Source organism: Synechococcus sp. WH 5701, from assembly GCF_000153045.1.
GTDB classification, from domain to species: domain Bacteria; phylum Cyanobacteriota; class Cyanobacteriia; order PCC-6307; family Cyanobiaceae; genus Regnicoccus_A; species Regnicoccus_A antarcticus.
Genome location: NZ_AANO01000017.1, coordinates 1 through 2,480 on the forward strand (window position 1 = coordinate 1; position 2,480 = coordinate 2,480).

General features: G+C 57.1%; 4 protein-coding genes. 1 reads left to right on the forward strand and 3 read right to left on the reverse strand.

From position 1 onward, the window contains the following. From WH5701_RS15930 to WH5701_RS00035, 3 genes are all read right to left on the reverse strand, one after another. Positions 1-214, reverse strand: a 214-nt coding sequence (locus tag WH5701_RS15930) for an ABC transporter permease (protein WP_198005093.1), incomplete at its 3' end; no start/stop codon positions are given. A 9-nt stretch (positions 215-223) separates the two neighbouring features. Further along, positions 224-1,237 (reverse strand): ABC transporter ATP-binding protein, encoded by a 1,014-nt coding sequence (locus WH5701_RS00030; protein WP_009789169.1) that lies wholly within the window; start codon positions 1,235-1,237, stop codon positions 224-226. Between the two features lie 52 nt (positions 1,238-1,289). Continuing rightward, on the reverse strand, positions 1,290-2,270 hold the full coding sequence (locus WH5701_RS00035) for a heme o synthase (RefSeq protein WP_009789168.1): 981 nt from the start codon (positions 2,268-2,270) through the stop codon (positions 1,290-1,292). Between WH5701_RS00035 and WH5701_RS18705 the strand changes: the two genes are divergently transcribed. Then, the coding region (locus WH5701_RS18705; RefSeq protein WP_369791623.1) for a hypothetical protein at positions 2,269-2,480 on the forward strand (212 nt) is incomplete at its 3' end. The two genes, WH5701_RS00035 and WH5701_RS18705, sit on opposite strands and share 2 nt — an antisense overlap.

The following is a 2,480-nucleotide window of genomic DNA, read 5'->3' on the forward strand; positions in this document are numbered from 1 at the left end:
CCACCCGGGAGCAGACTTCTGGAGCATTCGCAAACAAGGCTCCAAACAAAATCAACCAAATCAGTGGTTGCAAAACACCAGCCACCAGAGTGGATGGACGGCGAACAAGTTGAAGAAACAGACGGCGCGTTAAGGCCAGGGTTTCTTGGGTGAGCTCTGCCAGAGCACCAGGATCCTGAGCTGACGGAGGCATCGAGGGGAGTGGGGAAGTCATCGAATCAGCTCATCGCATGGATTGACGCTTTTCCTGCTTGATGTCCCGCTGACCAGCAATGGCCAGCTCAGCATCCATCAGGGTGCGACCGGTGGCTTGAAGGTAAACGTCATCGAGGCTTGGTCGACTTTGTGCGAGTGCAAACACAGGAAGACCAGCACCTTCCAGCGAGTGACGAAGACGCTCAATCACCGACTCCCCTTCGATCACCAAATTGAGTGAGAAGCCCTGCGCTCGATTAATCACCACCTGTCGAACGCCTTCAACCGGTTCCAACACAGATCGAACCCGGGCAGCCTCTTGGGCATCACTGAACTCACGAACGCGCAGCGTCACACGGTCTCCCCCCAAGCGTTGCTTGAGATCTGTTGGGGTTCCCTCGGCGATCACCGCCCCTGCATCGATGATCGCCATCCGATCGGCTAGCGCTTCGATCTCCTCGAGGTAATGGCTGCTGAGCAACACGCTGGTGCCAGCTTCCACAAGTTGGTTCAGCAACTGCCAAATCGCACTTCGACTTTCAATGTCCAAACCCACGGTGGGTTCATCCAAAATGAGAAGACGCGGGCGATGCAAAAGCCCAGCTGCCAAATCGAGTCGGCGGCGCATCCCACCGGAATAGGTGCCGCAGCGTCGGTCAATCCACGGGTCCATTCCGAGACGATCGATCAAATCGTCAATTCGATGATCACGATCAGTCCGCTTCAAGTGGTAGAGGTCTCCCTGGAGCTGAAGAAGCTCACGACCGCTGAGAATCTTGTCGATCGCCACTTCCTGAGCGACGTAACCCAGCAAGCGACGAACCTCCCGGGGATGCTTCAACGCATCAACTCCATCCACCTGAACAGAACCACGATCAGGCGCCAAGAGAGTTGCCAGAATCCTCAATGTCGTGGTCTTTCCAGCTCCGTTGGGGCCCAGGAGACCGTAGAGACAACCCTCGGGGACGCTCAGATCAAGATTGCTGAGGGCGGTGACCGCTCCATAGGTCTTAGACAGCTGCCTCAGTTCAATCATCGCCATCGGGCAACGTCGGGGTCATGGACCTAAATCAAATGGAAATCTAGGAAAAATTTCAGCCAACACCCATCTGCATCATCAAGGCAATCATCTGCTGATCCAGGTGAGCCGCCAAAGCTGAACGACTCAAGATCAAAAGAAGACAGATGCCGAATAAATAGAGAATCGACCAGCGAAAAAGACCTTTGGCATTTGTGAGGCTGTCGGGATCAGCAGCAAGGCGATGCACGAGTTGCAGCAATCGGTTGTTGTAAGGCAGCAACATCAAGCCATAGAACAAGCCACCCGTTGGCAGCGCCAAAATTCCGAATCCACTGAGCAACACCGTTGCCCACCCGTAGCGGCTGATGGCCCGTGCGGTGACAACCGGTCCTTTCACCACAGGCAACATCGGGATGCCGACGGCGCGGTAATCCTCACGAAGCAACAGGGCCAAGGCCCAAAAGTGAGCCGGAGTCCACACCATCACCAACGCGAACAACCACCATCCCCCCAAACCGATATGTCCCGTGGCCGCTGCAGCTCCAACCAAAGGAGGAATCGCACCAGCGACACCACCAACCACGATGTTCTGGGTGGTGCGCGGCTTGAGCAGCGCGGTGTAGAGCAGCACGTAACTGCACAAACCCAATAACGAGAGGCCCGCGGCCAGACAATTCACACCACTGACCAACAGCATGGCCGCCACCAATGTGCAAGCAATGGCACCTATAAATGCGGTGGTTGGGGACAGCCTCCCGGAGGGGAGAGCGCGGCCACTTGTGCGGTTCATGCGACCGTCCAAGTCCTGCTCCCAAAGACAATTGAGCACACCCGCCGCAGCTGAAGCCAACGCCCCTCCACCGAGGGTGCAGATCAATCGTGGAGAGGAGAGGGGCCAACCCTCCGTGAGGGCCATTCCACCAAGGGTGGTCGCCAACAGCAGTGGAATGAGTCGCGGTTTGGCGACCTCAAGCCAAGCCGGCAATTTGACGCGCTTGCGGGACGGAACAACATCCGCCCGGGTCAGAGAAACAGTCGCGGTGACTTCAGCCATGACAGGTCTCCAGGGTGGTTCCGTCAACAACGACGGGAGAATGGACAGGGGGTTGATCGGGACATCGAGCGGCAAGGGCCGCAAGGACGGCCACCAGCAGGGCCGCCAAAAGTTGGTGGGAAATCGTGACGTAGGGCTGGGACAAGCCCAAACGGAATGTGGTGATGCCAAGGGCGACTTGTCCGAGAACAAGAGCGGAAACAAAAGCCA

Excerpts from the sequence above, each read along its gene's own strand:
- WH5701_RS00035 (WP_009789168.1), bottom strand. The coding sequence starts at position 2,270 with ATGGCTGAAGTCACCGCGACTGTTTCTCTGACCCGGGCGGATGTTGTT.
- WH5701_RS00030 (WP_009789169.1), bottom strand. The coding sequence starts at position 1,237 with ATGGCGATGATTGAACTGAGGCAGCTGTCTAAGACCTATGGAGCGGTC.